At 61.4% G+C, this 3,715-nt stretch carries 4 protein-coding genes and 1 tRNA gene; 4 read left to right on the top strand and 1 reads right to left on the bottom strand.

Annotation, left to right across the window (positions count from 1 at the left end):
• The first annotated feature begins 28 nt into the window (after window positions 1-28).
• The 3 genes from RMO81_RS11080 to RMO81_RS11070 all read left to right on the top strand — a co-directional run bounded on the left by RMO81_RS11080 (window position 29) and on the right by RMO81_RS11070 (window position 1,868).
• Window positions 29-328 carry a LysR substrate-binding domain-containing protein gene (locus RMO81_RS11080; RefSeq protein WP_310475922.1) on the top strand — a complete coding sequence of 100 codons (300 nt, stop codon included), beginning with the start codon at window positions 29-31 and terminating at the stop codon, window positions 326-328.
• A 363-nt stretch (window positions 329-691) separates the two neighbouring features.
• Window positions 692-764: transfer RNA gene (locus RMO81_RS11075), tRNA-Ile, on the top strand.
• Window positions 765-815: 51 nt separating this feature from the next.
• Window positions 816-1,868: a hypothetical protein gene (locus RMO81_RS11070; RefSeq protein ID WP_310475920.1), complete on the top strand. Its 1,053-nt coding sequence runs from the start codon at window positions 816-818 to the stop codon at window positions 1,866-1,868.
• Here the strand turns inward: RMO81_RS11070 and RMO81_RS11065 are convergent.
• Window positions 1,813-2,472: an MOSC domain-containing protein gene (locus RMO81_RS11065; protein WP_310475919.1), complete on the bottom strand. Its 660-nt coding sequence runs from the start codon at window positions 2,470-2,472 to the stop codon at window positions 1,813-1,815. The genes RMO81_RS11070 and RMO81_RS11065 overlap by 56 nt on opposite strands.
• 417 nt (window positions 2,473-2,889) lie before the next feature.
• Between RMO81_RS11065 and RMO81_RS11060 the strand changes: the two genes are divergently transcribed.
• On the top strand, window positions 2,890-3,715 hold an 826-nt coding region (locus tag RMO81_RS11060; protein ID WP_310475918.1), incomplete at its 3' end, for a hypothetical protein.

Below are 3,715 nucleotides of genomic sequence, written 5' to 3'. Positions count from 1 at the left end.
TGCCTATGGCGAAGCGGCGCCTGACTAACTGAAGGGCATCAACTGGATCCAGGAACTGGGCCATCAAGGCAGCCCGCGTGCCGCCGCGCTGACCATCAACAACAGCCACGGCGTGCTGCAAGCCGTGGAAGCCGGTGCTGGCATTGCCGCCCTGCCATCCTATCTGATTCGTTTTTCTGGCAAGGTGAAGGTGGTGTTGCCGCAAGTGGAAGGCCCTGTGTTCCGAACGTTTTTCACCTATCCATCGGAATTGCGACGGTCCTTGCGGATTGCCGCGCTCAGGGATTTTCTGGTGGCACGGATGACGAGCGAAGCGCTCGACATCTGATTGCGACTCTTTTTGTTAGCCATGCAGAAAATGCATGCCTGCATCGCAAATTTGTGCAGTGCACAAAGACCGGCCAAAACCCTAGATAGCAATTGTCGCCGCGAATAGCGGTAACGCCGGGCCTGCTGCTCCTCCCCCCTTGCAGCCCGCCCGGCCTGATCGGTCTGCCGCTCCTCCCCCCTTGAGGCGACCGATCAGCCCGGCCGCGCCACCCCCCCGGCGCGATGTTCCGGGCACTATTGAAGGGCCGGATGCAGCACTGCATCCGGCCCTTTTTTCTGTCTGCGCGGCTGCGCCACCTTGTGCTGCACGCCCGGCCTTCCCAAGTTCATCGGCATCGGCTAACCGCTGAAGGCCCGGTTCGGGCCTGTAGCTCAACGGTTAGAGCAGGCCGCTCATAACGGCTTGGTTGGGGGTTCGAGTCCCTCCGGGCCTACCGGCAGTTTGGCCGGGCCTACCGGTGATTTGAAGGAAGCAGCGTCTCATCGTGTCGGTACAGCAAGCGGAAACCAGCAGCAACGACGCCCAGCGCCCGCGTGCCAATTGGAAAAGCTGGGCCGGGGCTGTGCTTGGCCTCGTTGTGCTTGGCCTTGCCGCCTGGGGCCTGAAAAAGATTTCCGGGCAAGTCACGCTGGCCGACGTGATGGCCGAAATTCACGCCACGCCCAGCCACCTGATTGCCTTTGCGGCGCTGTCCACCTTCCTCTCCTATGTCGTTCTGGTTGGCTATGATTGGTTCGCCACCCGCCACCTCGGTTACACCAACATCGGCTGGCCCACGCTGGCGGCGGCCAGTTTCTCCAGCTTCACCATGAGCCACACGCTGGGTGTCACCATCCTCACCGGCGGCACCGTGCGCTATCGCATCTACACCCGTGCCGGCGTGAAGCCCGCCGATATCGCCATGATCATCCTGCTGTGCGGCTGGACCTTCTGGCTGGGCATCATCTTCGTCGCCGGCATCGGCCTCATCGTTTCGCCTTCGTTGGCTGAACCCATCCGCGAATGGGTGCCGCAAGGGCTGGAAGAATGGACCGGCGCCCTGCTGCTGGCCGGCGTGGTCGCCTATACGCTGCTGGCCAGCGTGTGGCGGCGCAGTTTCAAGCTGCTGCGCTATCGCTTTACCATCCCCGATGGCAAACAGACCCTGCAACAGATCGCCATCGGCACGCTCGATCTCGCGCTGGCTGGCGGCGCGCTTTACATCCTGCTGATGCCCGTCGCCGGCATCCCCGATCTGCTCACCTTCCTGGTCATCTACGCCGTCGCCATGGTCACCGGTGCGTTGGCCCATGCGCCGGGCGGGCTGGGCGTGTTCGAACTCGTCATCGTTGGCCTGATGCCCGAAGCGGACAAGGCCGGCGTGCTAGGTGCGGTTGCGCTGTTCCGCATCCTCTACACCATCGTGCCGTTTCTGTTGGGCGCGGGGCTGCTGGCGGTGATGGAGGCCCGCGCCTTGCGCGCCGCCCGCGCCGAGGCTGCAGCTATGCCTGCTGATCCGCCAATCGGCGCGTCAGCTTTGCCCGCCAATAAGCACTGAGGCCGGGCAGGGCGGTCAGTTCGGCCAGCTCCTCGTGGCGGCCGGCCTTGCCCGCGGCAATCGGCGTGAACCGCGAAATCGGCCAGGCCGGATTGGGCCGCTCGATCACATCATGGCCATCGCCCGGCGCGATGTGGCCGCCGTTTAGCACCCGGAAATACCAGCCGCAGCGGCCCGAGCGGGTCATTGCCTTCACCACCCGCGTCGTGCCCATGGCAGCGGCGAACGTCGAACACGGCTCCCTGATCTGCGCGATCTGCAAGGTGGCCGTGCCGCAGCGGACGATATCGCCCAGGCACAGGCTGGTTTCGTCCACGCCATCAACCGCCAGATTTTCGCCCATCGCGCCAATGTGAAAACGATCGGCCAGCGCCGGAAATTCGGCAATCCACGCCGCATAGCCCGATACCGGATAGGCATAGATCGCCTTTTCCGGCCCGCCATGCACGCGGGTGTTGCCGACCTGATCACCCTCCAGTCCCAACGCGTGTACGGCCACCGGGCCGGCAACGGGCTGCCGGCGATAGGCGGAAAGCATCCTGTGGCCCGCCAGCACCTGCGGCCGGCCAATGCGGAGCTGCGTGATTATGCCTCTTGCGATCATGGCCATTTCCCCTGACACTGCGATTTCTGCTCAACAAGCTGAAAGGAGGTGACCCAGTGTCTCATTGTTTCATTAACGGCGCGAAGGCGCTGGTGGCCCCGGTTACGGTCGGGGTTCGCTGACACCAGACACCGGCTTTCGCAGCTGGATGACAATGCAGGGGCTGTCTGGGAACGGGCAGCCCCTTTTGTCTGCTTGTAGGTAGAGGAGGTTATACATTCTTCTGAACGCTATTGCACGAAGCTCACAGGTTCAGGATGTCGCTGTCGGGCGATATTTGTCGGGCCGGTCCCGGCCACGAAACTTAGATGGCAAAAGATGGATCAAGTTCAGATTGAAAATGAGAAGAAATAGGGCTATCTTCACGCTGGTTAAAATCGCTTAGCGAAGTTTTCTCTGCAGCAATGGGGGAGCGAAATGCTGCTTTTCAAGCGTTTGGACCATTGTATCGCGAGGGTCGCAGGCCGGTCGGTAATCTTGTTTGTGTTGCTGGGGATTAGCGCCTGCGCCAATTTAAACACGGCCTATCGAGCACGGACACATTCGGCCAAGTCAGTCTCCACAATCTCAATAGACGCAAAGCAGCGCAACATCTTTTTTGTTCCAGAATGGGAAAAGCAAAACGGCAACCAGATGAGGATGTGCGCTGAGGCTTCGCCAGATGTCTTTAGCGCGCTTGCAGCCTCAGGCGGTGCGTTGGTGAATGTGGATGCAAAAGCTCAGGCTGGGTCCGGTCAAGTTGGATTTTCAATTGCCGAAACGGCCGCCAGCATTGAACGCACCCAGACCGTCAACCTGCTGCGCGAAAGTTTTTATCGGACGTGCGAACGCTACCTCAGTGGCGCCATCGGCAAGGAGGCCTTTTCCGTCCAGGCGGGCCGTGATGCGCGGGCAATGGTAGCAGTGCTGGCAATCGAGCAACTGACGGGTGCCATCCGTCGGCCTTCGACGATCATCTCGGGGCCTGCCACAGCGGTGCAACTGCAAACGGCGAACAATGCGCTGGCCTTGCTCGGACCGGCGCAGGAACGGGCGCGGGACGCGGACGCGGCGGTGATCAAGAAGCTGGCCGAGATTTCATCTTGCTCGACTAAGAAAGGTACTGATGACAAGCCGCTGACCAAGGAACAGGTTGATGCGTGCGTCGCTACCGGCAATGCCGAGCTCAAGGATCTTAAAGCGCAGCGCGACAGAGCGGACGCCGAGGTGAAGCAGATTGTCGCCGTTTCCGGCAATGTAGTGC

Source organism: Sandarakinorhabdus sp. (assembly GCF_031422795.1).
Taxonomy (GTDB): domain Bacteria; phylum Pseudomonadota; class Alphaproteobacteria; order Sphingomonadales; family Sphingomonadaceae; genus Sandarakinorhabdus.
Note: the sequence above shows the minus strand (reverse complement) of the source record. Positions and strands in the feature narration are given on the sequence as shown.